This window comes from Neolewinella aquimaris (assembly GCF_014197245.1).
Lineage (GTDB): Bacteria > Bacteroidota > Bacteroidia > Chitinophagales > Saprospiraceae > Neolewinella > Neolewinella aquimaris.
The window spans coordinates 15,210-30,525 of the sequence record NZ_JACIFF010000008.1 but is presented as its reverse complement, the minus strand read 5'-3'; the positions used below and the strand labels follow the sequence as shown (position 1 = coordinate 30,525).

The 15,316-nt window shown below is 58.8% G+C and carries 13 protein-coding genes and 1 tRNA gene; 10 read left to right on the top strand and 4 right to left on the bottom strand.

Features of this window, described 5'->3' with window-relative positions; all coding sequences use genetic code 11:
* Window positions 1-121: 121 nt before the first annotated feature.
* Both aspS and GGR28_RS14680 read right to left on the bottom strand, forming a co-directional pair.
* Window positions 122-1,885: an aspartate--tRNA ligase gene (gene aspS, locus GGR28_RS14685; protein ID WP_183496574.1), complete on the bottom strand. Its 1,764-nt coding sequence runs from the start codon at window positions 1,883-1,885 to the stop codon at window positions 122-124.
* A gap of 446 nt (window positions 1,886-2,331) precedes the next feature.
* The gene (locus GGR28_RS14680) at window positions 2,332-3,675 is read right to left on the bottom strand and encodes a polysaccharide deacetylase family protein (RefSeq protein ID WP_183496573.1); all 1,344 of its coding nucleotides are present in this window, start codon (window positions 3,673-3,675) and stop codon (window positions 2,332-2,334) included.
* Window positions 3,676-3,991: 316 nt separating this feature from the next.
* On the opposite strand from GGR28_RS14680, the gene GGR28_RS14675 reads away from it, so the two are divergent.
* Window positions 3,992-5,479, top strand: coding sequence for an SUMF1/EgtB/PvdO family nonheme iron enzyme (locus GGR28_RS14675; protein ID WP_183496572.1), 1,488 nt, complete (start codon window positions 3,992-3,994; stop codon window positions 5,477-5,479).
* 53 nt (window positions 5,480-5,532) lie between these two features.
* Window positions 5,533-6,273 (top strand): hypothetical protein, encoded by a 741-nt coding sequence (locus GGR28_RS14670; protein ID WP_183496571.1) that lies wholly within the window; start codon window positions 5,533-5,535, stop codon window positions 6,271-6,273.
* Window positions 6,274-6,275: 2 nt separating this feature from the next.
* Here the strand turns inward: GGR28_RS14670 and GGR28_RS14665 are convergent, their stop codons facing one another.
* Window positions 6,276-7,742 (bottom strand): ArnT family glycosyltransferase, encoded by a 1,467-nt coding sequence (locus GGR28_RS14665; protein WP_183496570.1) that lies wholly within the window; start codon window positions 7,740-7,742, stop codon window positions 6,276-6,278.
* Window positions 7,743-7,829: 87 nt separating this feature from the next.
* Between GGR28_RS14665 and proB the strand changes: the two genes are divergently transcribed.
* The 6 genes from proB to GGR28_RS14635 all read left to right on the top strand — a co-directional run bounded on the left by proB (window position 7,830) and on the right by GGR28_RS14635 (window position 13,328).
* Window positions 7,830-8,591: a glutamate 5-kinase gene (proB, locus tag GGR28_RS14660; protein WP_183496569.1), complete on the top strand. Its 762-nt coding sequence runs from the start codon at window positions 7,830-7,832 to the stop codon at window positions 8,589-8,591.
* A gap of 78 nt (window positions 8,592-8,669) precedes the next feature.
* Entirely contained in the window at window positions 8,670-10,160 is a 1,491-nt protein-coding gene (locus GGR28_RS14655) for a right-handed parallel beta-helix repeat-containing protein (RefSeq protein ID WP_183496568.1), read from the top strand.
* Window positions 10,161-10,213: 53 nt separating this feature from the next.
* The gene (locus tag GGR28_RS14650) at window positions 10,214-10,960 is read left to right on the top strand and encodes an MlaE family ABC transporter permease (protein WP_246416756.1); all 747 of its coding nucleotides are present in this window, start codon (window positions 10,214-10,216) and stop codon (window positions 10,958-10,960) included.
* 10 nt (window positions 10,961-10,970) lie between these two features.
* Complete coding sequence (locus GGR28_RS14645) at window positions 10,971-11,747, top strand: ABC transporter ATP-binding protein (protein WP_183496567.1); 777 nt, start codon at window positions 10,971-10,973, stop codon at window positions 11,745-11,747.
* 82 nt (window positions 11,748-11,829) lie between these two features.
* Window positions 11,830-12,216 (top strand): hypothetical protein, encoded by a 387-nt coding sequence (locus tag GGR28_RS14640; protein WP_183496566.1) that lies wholly within the window; start codon window positions 11,830-11,832, stop codon window positions 12,214-12,216.
* A 56-nt stretch (window positions 12,217-12,272) separates the two neighbouring features.
* The gene (locus GGR28_RS14635) at window positions 12,273-13,328 is read left to right on the top strand and encodes an isoaspartyl peptidase/L-asparaginase family protein (RefSeq protein ID WP_183496565.1); all 1,056 of its coding nucleotides are present in this window, start codon (window positions 12,273-12,275) and stop codon (window positions 13,326-13,328) included.
* 252 nt (window positions 13,329-13,580) lie between these two features.
* Here GGR28_RS14635 and GGR28_RS14630 read toward each other — a convergent pair whose 3' ends face one another.
* A complete protein-coding gene (locus tag GGR28_RS14630) occupies window positions 13,581-14,210 on the bottom strand; it encodes an NAD(P)H-dependent oxidoreductase (RefSeq protein ID WP_183496564.1) in 630 nt (209 codons plus the stop codon).
* Window positions 14,211-14,364: 154 nt separating this feature from the next.
* Between GGR28_RS14630 and GGR28_RS14625 the strand changes: the two genes are divergently transcribed.
* A tRNA-Leu gene (locus tag GGR28_RS14625) sits at window positions 14,365-14,449 on the top strand.
* Window positions 14,450-14,556: 107 nt separating this feature from the next.
* Complete coding sequence (locus GGR28_RS14620; RefSeq protein ID WP_183496563.1) at window positions 14,557-15,303, top strand: geranylgeranylglyceryl/heptaprenylglyceryl phosphate synthase; 747 nt, start codon at window positions 14,557-14,559, stop codon at window positions 15,301-15,303.
* Window positions 15,304-15,316: the final 13 nt, after the last annotated feature.

The following is a 15,316-nucleotide window of genomic DNA, read 5'->3' as shown; positions in this document are numbered from 1 at the left end:
AAAGAAGGTTTTAAAGCGATTTGTTCGTCGATGGCTCAAACTTTAACGTTTAACTTAAAATATGTGCCCGATGAGCGAGTGTATGCAGGTTAAATTAGCCACTAGCGCCTATCCAGGTTCGCTATTCTTCGACCGTCACTCGCAGGTTCAGGTCCTTCAACTGCTGTTCGTCGATGCGGGCCGGCGCGTCGATCATGACGTCGCGGCCCTGGTTGTTTTTCGGAAAGGCGATGAAGTCCCGGATTGAGCTCTGACCGTTCATCACGGCACACAAACGGTCGAAGCCGAAGGCAATACCTGCGTGGGGTGGGGCACCGTACTCAAAGGCACCCATCAGGAAACCAAACTGCTCCTCCGCTTCCTCTGGCGTGAAGCCCAGGAGTTGGAAATTTTTCTCCTGCAGTCCCCGATCGAAGATCCGCACCGACCCGCCGCCGATTTCGGCGCCGTTGATCACGAGGTCATAGGCATCCGCCTTTAGGGATTTCATCGTCTCGTGGTCACCGTTCAGCATGCGTTCCACCTCCTCCCGCTTCGGGGAAGTGAAGGGGTGGTGCATGGCGTGGAAGCGACTGGCCTCTTCGTCCCACTCCAGCAGCGGAAAGTCTACCACCCATAAGGGTTTAAAACTGTCTGTGGGAATCATATCGTACTCCGCCGCTACGTGCAGGCGCAGACTACCGAGTTGCTTGCGGGTCTTTTCGTCCTCCCCGCTCAGGACGAGCATCAGGTCACCCTTCTCCGCTCCTGCGGCCCCGCCCCATGCCTGTAGTGCCTCGGCGTCGAAGAATTTGTCGACGCTGGACTTTACGCTGCCGTCCTCGTTGAATTTGACGTAGATCAGCCCCTTCGCCCCAATTTGGGGGCGCTTCACCCAGTCGGTCAGGGCATCGAGCTGTTTGCGGCTCAGGTCGGCCTTTCCCGGTACACGGATGCCCACGACGAGCTCGGCTTCGTCGAATACCTTGAAGCCCTTTCCCTGTGCGACGTTGTTAAGCTCGATAAGTTCCATGCCGAAGCGCAGGTCGGGCTTGTCGGAGCCGTAGCGGCGCAGGGCCTCGTCGTACTGCATGCGGGGAAATTCGCCGAGATCTGTCCCCTTCATTTTCCGGAATACGTGGCGCGTGAGTCCTTCGAAGGTATTGAGCACGTCTTCCTGGGTCACGAAGGCCATTTCGCAGTCGATTTGGGTAAATTCCGGCTGGCGGTCGGCCCGCAAGTCCTCGTCGCGGAAGCACTTCACGATCTGGAAGTAGCGGTCGTAACCGGCCACCATGAGCAATTGCTTGAAGGTCTGCGGGCTCTGCGGCAGGGCGTAAAACTGTCCCTCATTGAGCCGGCTGGGCACCACGAAATCGCGTGCGCCCTCGGGCGTACTCTTGATTAGGTTGGGGGTTTCCACTTCCACGAAGTCCTGGTCGCCCAGGTAGGCGCGTACGGCCAGGGCGAGTTTACTGCGGAAGATGATGTTTTTCTGCAGCGGTCCGCGGCGCAGGTCGAGGTAGCGGTAGCGCATGCGCAGGTCGTCGCCGCCGTCGGAGTCATCCTCGATGGTGAAGGGGGGCACCTTCGACTTATTGAGCACGGTGAGTTCGCGGGCCAGGATCTCCACGTCGCCGGTGGGGCGGTTGGGGTTCTTGTTGGTGCGTTCGCGTACTACTCCGGCTATTTGGATCACCCATTCCCTTCCCAGTTTCCGGGCCCGTTCGGCCAGTGGCGCGTTGTCGTCGCTATCGAACACCACCTGGGTGATGCCGTAGCGGTCGCGCAGATCGACGAAGGTGAGTCCGCCAAAATCCCGCCCGGCCTGTACCCATCCGCTGAGGGTTACTTCTTTTCCGGCGTCTTGGAGGCGGAGTTCGCCGCAGTTATGGGTACGAAACATGGGTCGTTGGGTTGAGGGGGCGAAGGTAGTAAGCTTTGTTTGTATGGGGGCGGCGGCGCGCGGGTGCGGTGTTTATGGATCAAGAGCCATGCCACCGGTACCGGAGTGCCCTATCCTAAGGATGAGGCTTTCCAAGCCGACCCTGCAGCCCTAAGGATGAGGCTTTCCAAGCCGACCCTGCAGCCCCAAGGATGAGGCTTTCCAACCCGACCCTGTAGCTCCAAGGTTGAGGCTTTCTAAGCCGACCCTGCAGCCCTAAGGATGAGGCTTTCTAAGCTGACCCTGCAGCCCCAAGGATGAGGCTTTCTAAGCCGACCCTGTACTGTGCGTTGAATGGCATTTCAGGGTCACCCCAGAGGGGCTCATCCTTTCTTCCCAAAGCCGACCCTGTACTACGAGTTAAATGGCATTTCAGGGTCGCCCTAGAGGGGCTCAACCTTCAAACCCTACCGGCCCACCAACCTAACCCGCTCCCCCGGCAAAACCGAGTAGCGCACGTAGGCCGGTTCGTCTGCATCCCTAAAAACGTTAAGGGGGGTACCGGAATCCGCGTCGGTGGAACGCACGAGCTGTACCGATGTCCAACCCTCCGGAACGGCGGTCCTGAGCGTAAGCGGTACGTTATACACCATAGTGTCCAGCGCACAGTCGATGCTTACCGTAATTTCCTCTTCCGATCGCTGTTCCTCCACCCGGCTGTTCTCCCGCTCGCGGATGTACTTGGTCACCGTAGCGAAGGGGGCGATCCAGAGGCGGTCTTCCCGCTCCTTGATGTAGGTAAAGTATTCCCGGAGCTCGGCCGCCGGGCGGGCCGCCCAGCCGTAGTCGTCGACGCCGTGGAAGACTTCCACCAGCCAGATGTTGTCGTGGGCGAGGGTGGTGTCGACCCAGTCCTTCATCTCCTGTAGGGTGGTGTTGTCGGTCGGGCCGCGCTGCCACTGTACGTACTCCTGCGGCATTGAGCCCGGCGCCACCCGACTGCCCCGGTTCAGTTCGGCGAGGTAGGGGGCGGGCATGCGGTTGCGCAGGGCGGGATACACCCGGTGTGCGAATTCCATGACCCGCTCGTCTTCGGTGCCGTAAGGACCCTCCGCGGAAAAGGTGGCTGCCTCCCCGAGAAATTTCGCGATGTCGGCCCGGCTTTGTTCCAGTTCGTAACGGAGGTTCGGGGCATCGAGGACGGCCAGGCGGGGATGGGTGACCGTGTGGCTGGCGATCTCGTGGCCGGCGGCCTGGTAGGCGCGGTAGTCGTCCCAGGTCGTGGTGTCTACCGGATTGTCGTGAAAAACGACATCGTCGGTGTTCTTTAAGGTACCGCCACGCAGTTTGGCGTAGGCCTCGTCGATGAGGCGGTGGGCTTCCTCTGTTTTTCCGGCCTCAAAGCGGGCACCGGCGTCGGAATGGTAGGTAATGGCCTCCGTGGTGCCCGTAAAGGCAACCAGGGAGGCGCGCTCGAAAAAGTTGCTGGAATCCGTGGGCGTAGTTGCGGTTTCGGCAATGATGAGCTCCGGGTCCCGCCCGATAAATTTTCCCTGTCCCGATCCTTCTACTTTACCGGTGATGATATAGAAAGTACCCTTGAGGCCCAGCGAGTCCAACAGCGGCCGCGCCACGGTAAACTGCGTAATGATCCCGTCGTCGAAGGTGATGGAAACGGCACCCGCCTTGTCGTCTTGCCAGCGGGTAATCTGAGTTTGTCCCGTTGCTACCACACCCTGGGCTCCAACCGGCAGAGCAAGGAACGTAATTAGCGGTACGCATAAACAAGAAAGGAAGGTGCGGACAATCATGATGGAACAGCTTTGTGAAGCAACATACCCATTCTATCGGACTGGTGATAGGATGAAGAAATTCGCCCCTGCACGAATGTCCGATTATTGTATTGAAGGAAACAGGCGAACCGACAATTAATGTGGCTACAAGATTAAAGTGGAAAACTTTATGAACATTTATTCGTGAAATCGTATGCTTTTGGCCGCACGCAACAGAATATTTAATTTCTACTTCCCGTTCTACATGCACTTCTACCGGTTTGTTTTGGCGGGTTAGAAGCAAATTCATTCCCAATGCCCGGCCGATCTGCCCGGCGGACACCTAGACACCCTCATGAAAATTATCCTGACGATACTCGTCCTGGTGGTCTGTGTCACCACCGGACATACGAATAATGTAGATGTTACCAACGTCACCTTCGGAGACAAGGATGTAAGTCTCGGTACCCGCATCATTAATTTCGACGTAAGCTGGGAAAACTCCTGGCGCACCAGTGCCGCCCCCGCCAACTACGACGCCGCCTGGGTATTCGTCAAATTTCTGACCGACGACGGCAACTGGGAACACGCCACGCTGTCGGGGGGCGCACCCGGCACCGTCTCCACCACCGTAGAGCCCAGCGCCGATGGGGTAGGTGCCTTTGTGTACCGGAGCGAGAATGGATTCGGCGACGTAATGCATGCGGACATCGAACTCGAGTGGGACTACCGGGCCGACGGCGTCGCCGATTATTCCATCATGACGGTCGAAGTGTACGCCATCGAAATGGTATACGTACCCGAGGGATCCTTTTACCTGGGTTCCGAGGGCAACAGTGCGCTCGAATTCTACACCAGCTCCACGCTACTGCCCCTCGACCGCTCTCCCTACGAAGTAAGTTCGGAAGAGGCCATCCGCATCGGTACCCTGAACGGGGATCTGAACTTCGTCGGTGCCGAGATAGCGGGCAACCTATTCGGTACCCTCGCAGCCGATTACCCCAAGGGGTACGGAGCATTCTACTGCATGAAGTACGAAACTTCCCAGCAGCAGTACGTTAAGTTCTTCAACACGGTATCGGAGTCGCAGAAATCCCTGCTTGACCTCGCCGGTTTGGGCACCCTCTGTGGCGAACTGGCCGCGTTCCGCAACTCCTTCTGCTGGGACGGAACGAACGAGGCCGTTACCAGCAACCCTTACGTACCGATCACGTTTCTGTCGTCCCTGCAGATGATGGCCTACCTCGACTGGACGGGCCTGAGACCCATGACCGAACTGGAATACGAAAAAGCGTGCCGCGGCACCCGGTATCCGGTCGCGAACGAGTACGCCTGGGGCACCGCAACCATCAATACGACCAAGTACGAAGTAAGTGACGCAGGCTCTTCCAGCGAGACGATCGAAAACTACGGCGAGCTATCGGAGCTTAGTGGCAACGGACTTTATCTGGGCAACGCCCTGGAAATCAGTATGACGCCACTCGACGGACCCATCCGCGTCGGGGCCTTCGCGGCCATTACCGGGGAGGCGACCCGCCTGAGCAGCGGCGGTAGCTACTACGGAATCATGGAACTGTCCGGCAACCTGAGCGAGCTGGTTGTAACGGTCGGCGATCCCGTCGGACGCGCCTTCACCGGAGTAAACGGCGATGGCATTCTCTCATCATCCGGAATGCCCGACGTTGCCCAGTGGCCGCTGTCGGGAACGGGATACGGAAGTAGGGGCGGATCATTCGCTCTGCCGAGTGCCACCCTGCGCGTCTCCTGCCGTGCGCTCGCAGCCACCAATTTCACCGCCTCCGAGTTGCACGGCTTTCGGGGAGTAAGAACTCCCTCCGAATAGCTTCAGCACCTCCTTTTTCCCGCCTAATTCCCTCCCTACGCAAATTCGGTTCCATGGTCTCCCCAAACGTGTCCCTACGGATTTACCTCATCCTCCTCGTGTGCGTTGCGGTACTCCTTCCGGTTTCCCTCTTTGCCCAGATCAGTAGCAAGGGAAGGGCTAAGAGCGTAGTCAACCATTCTATATACCACGGCGGCGTCGCGGGTGGCGACGATTTCGAGATGCTCAGCGATGCTTCGCTGCCCGTCGACCTGGTATCCTTTGCCGCCGAAGCGACCACGACCGACCGCGTCACCGTGAGTTGGGAAACGGAATACGAAGCCGACCTGTACGGATTTTCCGTAGAGTACAGTCCCGATGGAGTGGAATACCAACAAGTCGCCTGGCAGGCCCCCGCAGCAAAGGACGGCCGGGGACACTATGTCCAGGAACTGCCCCGCCCCGCCGGCACGGTCGCTTATTACCGGCTGCGGGTAGAGGAAGCCGACGGTACGAGCTGGAATTCTGATTTAAGCCACCTCCGGTTCACCACCGATGGATGGTCGGTTTCTCCCGCCGTCAATCCGGTGGTCGGCAACCGGGCGACATTCAAGGTCGCGGGAGTCACGGCCGGAGAATCGCTTGCGGTACGGGTCGTAGACCTGAACGGCAGGGTGGTACACCACGGCATTTGCCCGGACACCGGCAGGAGTGAACACCTGCGGCTTTCGTTGGAGTTGAATCCGGCAACCTACGTCGTCACCTTCCGCCGGGATGACGGCCGTCACCAGTCCCATAAACTGGTGGTCCGTTAGCATCAGTGCCTTTCCCAGACAACCAGGGTCTCGTTTATTTTTCCCGCTAACCGGAAGTGTTGCAGGAGCTCCCGCGCCAGGGGAGTATCGGCCTCCGGATCGTCAACCCGGCTTACCACATACCGAACTCTGGGATCATCGATCAGCGACCGGGCCACAGATTGCTCGTCGATCTGAAAGGCCCGCAGGTGGTGATCAAAAAAGAGCAGCGAGGAATGAACGTAGGGCGTGGGCACCGGCCGATCGAGCAAATGATAGGCGATCTGAAAACCGTTGATGGCAAAAAAGGTATCGCCGGGGGATAAACGCGGGGCGAGGTAGTCAGCAATTTCCCGCGGCTCGTCCTTTTTTTTGGCGTAGTAGAGGGCATGGGCTAGCCCGATTCCTACCGCTAGAACGACCGTTCCCACGGCTACCCGTTGCCAGTGCCGCCAGTTGCCCCACGCCCGGCCCACCCACAGTCCCACCCACAGCGCGATCACCGGATGCAGCTGGATCTGGTAGTGCCCGAAGCGTTTTCCGGTCAGCAGCACAACTACCGTGACGAGGATAAACTGCAGTAAAAGGAATCGCTCCAGGTGCCAGGAGCCCCCGCTTTTACTTCGCTTCCACTGCGCCCGCGCGACGCCGCCCAACAGGATAAACGGCGCGTAGCGCAACAGGTAATCCCCCATAAACTTAAGCCGCAGGTACCACGGCAGCTCGATGGGGTAGGCCCCGCCCACCTCCACGGTGTAGAACCAGAGGGCAGACAACAGATCGTGGTGGAAATAGTAGGCCACGACCACTAACTGAGGCAGTAAAAAGGTTCCCACGAGGACCAGTCCTCCCAGGAAAAGCCGGCGGTACTCCCCCCGCCGAACGTAGAAATACACCAGGAATAGCCCGACGGCCAGCGCCTCGGCCGCCACGAAGGGTTTGATGATGAAGCCGACGCCCAGCAGTAGTCCGGCCACCGGCCAGTGCCAGAAGGGGTCGCGGTCGCGATCGTACGTACGGGGAGCCACGGCCAGCGCCACCGCCCCGAGCGTGAACACGTTGAAGAAAATCTCCGTATTGGGCGACATGCCGTAATAGGTGTACACGCTGCACATCATAATGTACACGGTGCCCGCCGTCCAGCCGGCTACGCTATTGCCCCCGGCCCTCACGGCGGCGAGTGCGAGCAGCCAGCCCCCCAACGCCACGAAGGTGCTGGCCGCCAGACGCAGCAGAAAAATGCTGCCGCCGGTGAGTTTGATGAGGAGCGCGTAGAGCCAGAAAATACCGATCGGCTTGGTGTCGATGGCGTCGCGCAGGTACACTTCTCCGCGCAGCAGCTCGTCGGCGATCACGATGTAGGTGCTTTCGTCGTGGTTGATCACGGAGATGAAGAAGGAACCCCAGCGGAGGACGACCGCCAGCAGGATAAAGACCAGCAGGCTGAGCCAGGCGGGATAGGGGCGGGGGAGGGGGCGGACGAAAGGCAAGGGGCGGGGACGCAGGTGCAATGAATGGGCTTCGACTGAGCCATCTTATACGCGGAGGAGCCACGGGCTTCGAGCTACCTTTGCGCGATGTATCAGCGAATAGTCATAAAGGTAGGTACCAACGTCCTGACGCGCGCAGACGGGCGGGTTGATATCACCAGCATCAGTAGCCTCGTGGATCAGATCGCCCTGCTGAAACGGGAGGGGGTCGAACTCGTACTCGTTTCTTCCGGTGCCGTGGGCGCGGGAAAGGAACTGCTCCCGGGGCGTACCGACGACGGTGCCGTGGCCCAGCGGCAGGTGTATTCGGCCATCGGGCAGGTAAGGCTGATGGAGTTGTACCGCCAGTTGTTTGCCGGCCACGGACTGCTGTGCGCCCAGGTGCTGGCCACCAAGGGCGACTTCCGCGACGACCTGCACTACGACAATATGCTCAACTGCTTCCGGGCCCTGCTCGTGGATGAAATCGTACCCGTAGTGAACGAGAACGACGTGGTGGCCGTCACCGAGCTCATGTTTACCGACAACGACGAACTCGCCGGACTGGTCGCACGCATGGTCGACGCCGAGGCGCTCGTGATACTCAGCAGTGTGGAGGGACTTTACGACGGTCCGCCGGAATCGTCGAAAAGTAAACTTATCGCCCGCGTCGATTCACAGGACCGGGCAGTGGCCAACTTCGTACAAGCCCGCAAAACCAGCGGTGGCCGGGGGGGCATGGCCACGAAGCTGCGCATCGCTGCGGAAACCGCCCGGGCGGGCATTCCCGTCATGATCGGCAACGGGCGGCGGCCGGGCATCCTACAGGATATTCTGAAGGGAGAGTGGCCGGGAACGGTGGTGGGATAGCGGGGGCAATCCGCACGACCCGGAATGCAATACCCTCCGCACCAAACCAGTTCTTTAGCTTTGTTCTCACTACCGTATATGCGCACTCTCCTGTTCCTCGGCCTGTTGCTTGTATTCTTTGCGGCCTGCGAAGTTGACCGTGATTTTGTCACCGGTGATGCCGTGCAACTGCGGGTCGGTGTGGATACCCTGAGTTTCGATACCGTTTTCACCGCCCGGGGCAGTGCGACCCAGGTCTTCAAGTTGTACAACGATGCCGCCGACCCGATCAAGATCGACCGCATTACCGTAGCCGGAATGACCGGAGTACACTTCACTTTCAACATCGACGGCGAACTGGGCCCCGAAGCCCGCGACGTGGTGATCTGGGGGCGCGACAGCATTTACGTATTCGTGGAAGCGGAGGTGGACCCGACGGCACCGGAGGAGGTGAGTCCATTTATTGCCGAAGACCGGCTGATCTTCGAGACCGGCAGCCGCCGGGAGGAGGTCGTGCTGCAGGCCTTCGGTCAGAACGCCAACTACCTGAATGGTTTCAACCGCGGCAGTTTTTTTCAGCCCATTTGCCAGGGGGGCACCTTTACCCTGCCCGTGGATTTGCCGACCGTCATCTACGGGTCCATGTTCATCGACAGTTGTACGGTGCAGGCACTGGCCGGTACGCGCATTTACTTTTACGGGGGCATCCAACGCAACGAAAACCTGGGGGGCAGCGGAATTTTTAATGACGGCTTCATCTACACCCTGCCCGCCGGCCGCCTGCACCTGCTCGGTACGCAGGAGGAGCCGGTTGTTCTGGCCACCGACCGACTAGAGGAGGCTTACGGGGAAAGCCGGGGGGGATACCGCGGGCTTATCTTCGGTCCGGAGAGTACCGGCAACCGGATCGAGCACACCCGCATCTACAACTCGATCGTGGGAATTACCGCCGATAGCCTGGCCGAAGTGACCATTGAAAGCTCCATCATTGCCAACAGCTCCGGTGCCGCCATCAGCACGTACCAGTCGACGGTCACGGCCCGCAACAGCCTGTTCCATTCCAACTTCGGCAATACCGTCCAGTTTTTGAAGGGAGGCAGCCTCACCCTCGAGCACTGCACCCTGGCCAATTACGGTACCGACGCCGTAGCGCTGGCCCTGCTCAACTTCAGTTGTGACGACAACGACGTCTGCCTCGCCGCTCCGCTCACCGCCCGGGTGCGCAACAGCATCGTCGTCGGTGCACGCAGCGGGCAGTTGTTGTTTGCCGATGGGTTCAGTGGCGATCAGCCCGACTTCTTCGACGTCGAGATCACCAACTCGGTGGTGCGTACCGACGACGATTTTCTACGGAGCAACGACGGCATCTTCAGCGACTTTTATTCCACTAGCTGCACCGGCTGCTACAATTACCAGTCGGCTGATCCGCTTTTCGTCTCGATCAGCGAGGACGACTACCGGCCCGACAGCCTGAGCGTGGCCCGCGACCTGGGGGTGTTTTTGCCGGCACTGCCCCTGGACCTCGAGGGGAACGACCGCGACACCGACCGCCCCGACGCCGGCGCCCTCGAGTGGCAACCCGCCAACTGACCCAAACCTATCGCCCGTAGCCGGCGTTACACCTCGAACCCCACCCCGCGTACATGGTCATTGACAACATGCTCTATAATTTAGGTCGTTACGTGACCTTGATGCGTTCGACCGTTGCCCGGCCGGAGAAGTTTTCCATGTACTATAAGGAGACGATTCGGCAGATGGATGCCATTGGCGTGGGTTCCGTTTTTATCGTGTTGCTCATTTCGGTCTTCATCGGGATGGTTACGGCCGTTCAATTTGCCGATCAGCTGGGGGATAGCTTCGTGCCGTCCTACTACATCGGGTACATCGTCCGCGACATTACCATCATTGAGATGGCGCCTACGATCACCTGTCTGGTACTGGCCGGTAAGGTGGGGTCCAACATCGCGGCCGAGATCGGGGGGATGCGGCAGAAAGAACACATCGACGCCATGGAGATCATGGGCGTCAATACGGCTGCTTATCTCATCATGCCGAAAGTCCTGGCCGCCGTGGTGGTGATTCCCATGCTGGTGGCTATTTCGGCCTTCGTGAGCATCATCGGTGGTTACATCAGTACCGTACTGCCCGGAACGATTTCGCATACGGAATACGTGCTGGGGCTGCGGTCGTTCTTCGTTCCCCGCTACGTCTTCATGATGTTCGTGAAGGCGGCCGTCTTCGCCTTCCTCCTTACCTCGGTAAGCTGCTACATGGGATATTACGTCAAGGGGGGAAGCATCGAACTTGGTGAGGCCAGCACCAACGCGGTGGTGGTGAGTGACGTGCTCATCCTCGTTTTCGACTTCCTCATCGCCCTGCTGCTCACCTAATCCGCCCTTCATGATCCGCACCCAAGACATTACGAAGTCGTTTGGAGAAAACGAGGTACTCAAGGGTATCACGACCGAGTTTTACGACGGCAAGCCCAACCTCATCATCGGCAGCTCGGGTGCCGGTAAGACCGTGTTGCTCAAACTACTGGTCGGCCTCTTTACGCCCACGACCGGAAAGGTATTTTACGACGACGTCGACCTGTTTTCCCTCGACGACGATGCCATACGGGAAGTCCGCATGAAGGTCGGTATGCTCTTTCAGGGCAATGCCCTCTTCGACTCCATGACGGTCGGCGAGAACATCCGCTTTCCCATGGATATGTTTACGAAAAAGACGCTGAAAGAAAAGACCAAGCGCGTAGACGAGTGCCTCGAAATGGTGAACATGGAAGGCATCAACGACCGCTTTCCCTCGGAAGTCTCGGGAGGGATGCAGAAGCGCGTCGGCATCGCCCGTGCCATGGTCCTCGAACCGAAGTACCTCTTCTGCGACGAGCCCAACTCCGGCCTCGACCCTAAGACCAGTATCCTCATCGATGAGTTGATCTGTGACCTGACCAATAGGAACAACATCACCACCGTCATCAACACCCACGATATGAACTCCGTGATGGGCATCGGCGACAACATCGTACTCCTCAAGGACGGCCACCTGGTCTGGCAGGGAGACAAGACCCAGGTACTCGAGAGTGAGAAAGAGGTGCTGCAGGACTTCATTTTCGCCAGCCCCTTCCTGCGCAGGTTGCGGGAGGATGCATTGAAGCAACGACATGCGCATGACTGATTAGTCGATGAGTAATCAGGTTGATAAGTTGGTCGCCAACGTTGGAGGTGAATTTTGCGTCTGATGGGCAAATGACTGACCTATGCGCTACTTACTGGTTTTCCTGTCGTTTTTGGTTCTGGCCTGTGGTGAGGATGATTTTCGTCTCGATTGCCCGGCCGGGGGGATTGGGTTGGGGGAACAGCTTATCCTTCCCGACGATAGTCGACTTGAATTGGTCCGGGTGAACGACAACCGGTGTCCGTGCGACGTACAGTGCATCTGGGCGGGTTACCTCCAGGCTACGCTAACGGACGGCGACACGACACTAAGGGTGGCCGACGTCACCATCTCCGACTCACTAGGTATCGTGGATGTCGTGCAGTACCGGGGCTTCACCATCTCCATCGATACCGTACAGCTTAAAACGGGAGACTGCCGGACGTACTATACGCAAGATGAGTACTGCATCGCCTTTACGTTTGAATAGGATAGAGTGGAATACATCGGTGGCTTACCTTTAGCGACGAATCAATCGTCCCTAACATGTACCTCATATTTCGCCTTACGTTACTATTCCTAGTTGGTATCTCCGTCGTCGCCTGCCAGGATAGCGGCTCGACCACCCTGAACGCCCAATCCCGGCCGGACAACAGGCAGGCTACGGAAGACCGACCCGATTACGCCCTCGTAATTCACGGGGGAGCGGGTACCATCCTCAAGGAGAATATGTCGGACGAACGGGCTGCCGCCATCACCGAAGCGATGAACGCAGCGATGGATGCCGGTGAGGCCGTACTAAAGGCGGGCGGAAGCAGTGCCGACGCGGTGGAGCAAACGATCTGGGTGCTGGAGGACAGCCCCTACTTCAACTCCGGCCGCGGTGCCGTCTTCACCAATGCCGGCATCAACGAACTCGACGCCAGTTTCATGACCGGTGAGGACCAGAACGCCGGTGCCGTCGGTGGACTTACCACCATCAAGCACCCCATCAGTGCCGCCCGTGCGGTGATGGAGAAATCGGAGCACGTCTTGCTTTCGGGAAAAGGAGCCAACGACTTCGCCGCCGAACAGGGGCTGGAAGTCGTGGATCCGAAGTACTTCTTTACCCAGGAGCGTTACGATGCTCTGCAACGCGCGCTGGATGGAGAGAAGGTAGAACAGGAACAGGTCGATGTGGACAAGAAACACGGTACGGTCGGCTGCGTCGCCCTCGATAAGCACGGCAACATCGCTGCCGGCACCAGCACCGGGGGAATGACCAACAAGCGCTACAACCGCCTGGGCGACAGTCCCATCATCGGCGCCGGCACCTATGCAGACAACGCGACCTGTGGGGTCAGTTGCACGGGGTGGGGAGAGTACTTCATTCGTTACGCCGTAGCCTACGACGTTCACGCGCGAATGGCCTACGGTGGGGCCAGTCTACAGGAAGCCGCCGATGCCGTCATCCACCAAACGCTGGTCAATAAGGGCGGCACCGGCGGCCTGATCGCGCTGGATGCGATGGGAAATGTCGCTATGCCCTTTAATACGCCGGGTATGTACCGCGGCTATCTGAAGGCGGGGGGCGAGCGGGAGATTAATTTCTACGAGGATTAACTCGTCGGCCGACCGAGGCACGAGGCTCGTCCGCCGAGTAGGGGGACAGGATTTACCATTTACAGTTTACCATGTACAATATTCAATTTGCGGCTCAGTTCGCCCTGATAGCTATCGGGACTCGTTTGCCGACTGGGCAGACTCGTCGGCCGACCGAGGTACGAGGCTCGTCCGCCGAGTAGGGGTTGATACCTTTACCTAGCCGACGGAAGCGCTCGACCAATTTTAAATTTAATATTTCACATTTGAAATTTACACCGTCGTAAACATCTCCTCTACCGGGAAGCGCACCTTGGTGTGGTCCTGGGTGGCGTCTTCGGGGGAGCGGTAGCCGGCCGGGGCGATCACCGTGGCAGTGAGTCCCTGAGCTTCGAGGCCGAGGATGCGGTCGTAGGCGGCGACGTCGAAGCCTTCCATCGGGCAGGTGTCGATGCCCATTTCGGCGGCAGCGGCCAGGAGGGTACCGAGACCGATGTAGGCCTGACGCTGGTTCCAGGTGGTTACGCTTTCCAGGTCCTTGCCGGCGACTGAGCCCTTCATGTATTCGGCGTAACCGTCCAGGTTTTCGCGGGGTACGTTGCGGACTTCCGCTACGCGGTCGACGTAGGAGTCAATGTATTCGGGCGACATGTCCCGTTTGGCGGCAAAGACAAACACGTGGGAGCATTCCGTCAATTGGGGCTGGTTGTAGCTCGCCTCACGCAGTTGTTCCTTTACGGCGGGGTCTTCGACCACCAGGACGCGGTAGGGCTGCAGGCCGAAGCTGGAGGCGGCGAGGTTAGTGGCCTCCATCAATGTTCCGAGGTCTTCGGTGCTGATGCGACGGCTGTCGTCAAATCGTTTCGTGGCGTAGCGCCACTTCAGGCTTTCAATCAGTTTCATGGGGAGAATTGTTGTACCTACATTAATTTGTCAGCGAACAAAAAGTTTTGAGCGGGGACGCAGGAGCAGGGCCTTCAATTTAAAATTGACGATTTAAAATTGCAGATTCCACGGGTGCGACTTACTTTTGCGTCCGCTTCTAGCGACACCCCTTGCCCAGGTGGTGAAATTGGTAGACACGCCAGCTTGAGGGGCTGGTGTCCATTGCGGACGTGCAGGTTCGACTCCTGTTCTGGGCACTACCAAGAAAATAGCTTTTCCGTTCCGCGGGAAGGCTATTTTTGTTTTTGGTGACCGGGGCCCCACGCGGATAGACTTATTTTGCGGGTACCCCTACCTTTAGCCCATGATCCTTCCCGCACTATCCCGGGCCCGCAGCCAGGGCCGCAAACTCCTGGCCGTTCTCGTCGACCCCGACAAGGCCTCGCGGGAAAACCTCGAAGCGCTCGGTCGCTACGCCAACGAGGGAATGATCGACTATTTTCTCTGGGGAGGGAGCCTGGTCAATGAAGTCGAATCCTCCTACTACCTGCGCCTACTGAAGGCAATCACGGAAGTACCCGTATTGCTCTTCCCCGGTTCGGTATACCAACTGGACGAGCATGCGGACGCCCTCCTGCTACTTTCCCTTATTTCCGGCCGCAATCCCGAGTTGCTGATCGGTCACCACGTCACCGTGGCGGGGCGGATCAAGCAGATGGGGCTGACGACCATCCCCACCGGTTATATCCTGATCGACGGGGGTAAGCCGACCTCCGTGTCTTACATGAGCGGCACGACGCCCATTCCCGCCGATAAGCCAGCTATTGCCGCCGCCACCGCCCTGGCCGGGGAACAGCTGGGTTTGCGTCTCATCTATCTCGATGCCGGCAGTGGCGCGCTCAATCCCGTCGATGCCCGTACCATCCGTGCCGTCCGCGCCGAAGTGGTGCTTCCCCTCGTGGTGGGTGGCGGCATCCGTACGCCGGAGCGTGCCCGCCAGTCCCTGAACGCCGGTGCCGATATGATCGTAGTGGGCAATGGGTTGGAGCGTGATGCCGACTGGCTTCCGCAACTTGCTGAGGTGGTCCGTGGCGGCGTGCGCATTGCTTAATTGGAATTACACT

Bases quoted from the DNA above. Each gene is read 5' to 3' on its own strand.
- aspS (WP_183496574.1), bottom strand. From the start codon at position 1,885: ATGTTTCGTACCCATAACTGCGGCGAACTCCGCCTCCAAGACGCCGGA.
- GGR28_RS14680 (WP_183496573.1), bottom strand. From the start codon at position 3,675: ATGATTGTCCGCACCTTCCTTTCTTGTTTATGCGTACCGCTAATTACG.
- GGR28_RS14675 (WP_183496572.1), top strand. From the start codon at position 3,992: ATGAAAATTATCCTGACGATACTCGTCCTGGTGGTCTGTGTCACCACC.
- GGR28_RS14670 (WP_183496571.1), top strand. From the start codon at position 5,533: ATGGTCTCCCCAAACGTGTCCCTACGGATTTACCTCATCCTCCTCGTG.
- proB (WP_183496569.1), top strand. From the start codon at position 7,830: ATGTATCAGCGAATAGTCATAAAGGTAGGTACCAACGTCCTGACGCGC.
- GGR28_RS14655 (WP_183496568.1), top strand. From the start codon at position 8,670: ATGCGCACTCTCCTGTTCCTCGGCCTGTTGCTTGTATTCTTTGCGGCC.
- GGR28_RS14650 (WP_246416756.1), top strand. From the start codon at position 10,214: ATGGTCATTGACAACATGCTCTATAATTTAGGTCGTTACGTGACCTTG.
- GGR28_RS14645 (WP_183496567.1), top strand. From the start codon at position 10,971: ATGATCCGCACCCAAGACATTACGAAGTCGTTTGGAGAAAACGAGGTA.
- GGR28_RS14640 (WP_183496566.1), top strand. From the start codon at position 11,830: ATGCGCTACTTACTGGTTTTCCTGTCGTTTTTGGTTCTGGCCTGTGGT.
- GGR28_RS14635 (WP_183496565.1), top strand. From the start codon at position 12,273: ATGTACCTCATATTTCGCCTTACGTTACTATTCCTAGTTGGTATCTCC.
- GGR28_RS14630 (WP_183496564.1), bottom strand. From the start codon at position 14,210: ATGAAACTGATTGAAAGCCTGAAGTGGCGCTACGCCACGAAACGATTT.
- GGR28_RS14620 (WP_183496563.1), top strand. From the start codon at position 14,557: ATGATCCTTCCCGCACTATCCCGGGCCCGCAGCCAGGGCCGCAAACTC.